2 pseudogenes are annotated in these 1,529 nt (G+C 44.6%); both read right to left on the bottom strand.

What is annotated here, in order from left to right:
• Positions 1-128: 128 nt before the first annotated feature.
• Positions 129-625: pseudogene (locus B5V81_RS08555) on the bottom strand (class I fructose-bisphosphate aldolase); the annotation flags it as partial.
• A 176-nt stretch (positions 626-801) separates the two neighbouring features.
• Positions 802-1,369: pseudogene (locus B5V81_RS08550) on the bottom strand (class I fructose-bisphosphate aldolase); the annotation flags it as partial.
• Positions 1,370-1,529 lie beyond the last annotated feature (160 nt).

The raw sequence follows: 1,529 nt of genomic DNA, 5'->3' as shown, positions 1-1,529 counted from the left end.
TCTTAAGTTCCTGACATAAAGCAGCATGAACCATGCAAGAGCTTGTGCATTTTAATTGCCCTTCTTGCTAAGCAAAGCATCTAGGACAATCACCACACAACCTTATGGGAATTCCGCTCTATGACAATTCAAGCGCTCACCTTTTCCTGCTCTTTTGTCCATTGTCCTAAAGCCGCAAGATGATTCATCCGAGCACGATGACAAAATGCCTTTTGTGCAACAGCAATATTTTCATGCTTGCCAGCCCATTCTTTTAAAGCAGCCGCTTGCAATGCGCGTCGATCAAGAAAAGGTCAATTTCCAAGGCAATGGACCCATAGCATTCATGGCCGATAAATGCGCCGTTGCTTCTTGATTAGTTTGCCCGTAAGACAAGAAAAGCAATTCCTGGAACAGTGGAAGGTACGGTTTGTTTAAGCACATGGACAGTCTTTTCAGCCACTTCTTCAACACCAGTCTTGCGCGCATCTTTACCATCAATCACCATATTTGGCTTTAAAATCATCCCCTCTAAAACGACACGGGCTTCAAACAATTCTTTAAAGACAGCCTGTAAAACAGTGCGTGTCACTTCAAAGCAACGCGCAATGGAATGCCCGCACGATGGTCCATCCATCAGCACTTGCCCCTTCAACAATCGGCACAATCCAATCCAGAAATTGCTGAACCCCAAAAATCTATATTCTTTATCAAGAAGCATAGACCACGCAAAAGCCTGTGCATTTTGATTGCCCTTCTTGCTAAGCAAAGCATCTAGGACAATCACCACACACCCTTATGGGAATTCAACTCTATGACAATTCAAGCGCTCACCTTTTCCTGCTCTTTTGTCCATTGTCCTAAAGCCGCAAGATGATTCATCCGAGCACGATGACGAAATGCCTTTTGTGCAACAGCAATATTTTCATGCTTGCCAGCCCATGCTTTTAAAGCAGCTGCTTGCAATGCGCGTCGATCAAGAAAAGGTCAATTTCCAAGGCAATGGACCCATAGAATTCATGGCTGATAAATGCGCCGTTGCTTCTTGATCAGATTGCCCGTAAGACAAGAAAAGCAATTCCTGGAACAGCGGAAGGTACGGTTTGTTTAAGCATATGGACAGTCTTTTCAGCGACTTCTTCAACACCAGCCTTGCGCGCATCTTTGCCATCAATCACCATATTTGGCTTTAAAATCATCCCCTCTAAAACGACACGGGCTTCAAACAATTCTTTGAAGACAGCCTGTAAAACAGTGCGTGTCACTTCAAAACAACGCGCAATGGAATGCCCGCACGACGATCCATCCATCAGCACTTCCGGCTCAACAATTGGCACAATCTTAAGTTCCTGACATAAAGCAGCATGAACCATGCAAGAGCTTGTGCATTTTAATTGCCCTTCTTGCTAAGCAAAGCATCTAGGACAATCACCACACAACCTTATGGGAATTCCGCTCTATGACAATTCAAGCGCTCACCTTTTCCTGCTCTTTTGTCCATTGTCCTAAAGCCGCAAGATGATTCATCCGAGCACGATGACAAAATGCCT

The organism is Bartonella queenslandensis, assembly GCF_018155095.1.
Lineage (GTDB): Bacteria > Pseudomonadota > Alphaproteobacteria > Rhizobiales > Rhizobiaceae > Bartonella > Bartonella queenslandensis_B.
This window is presented reverse-complemented; position numbering and strand designations above follow the sequence as displayed.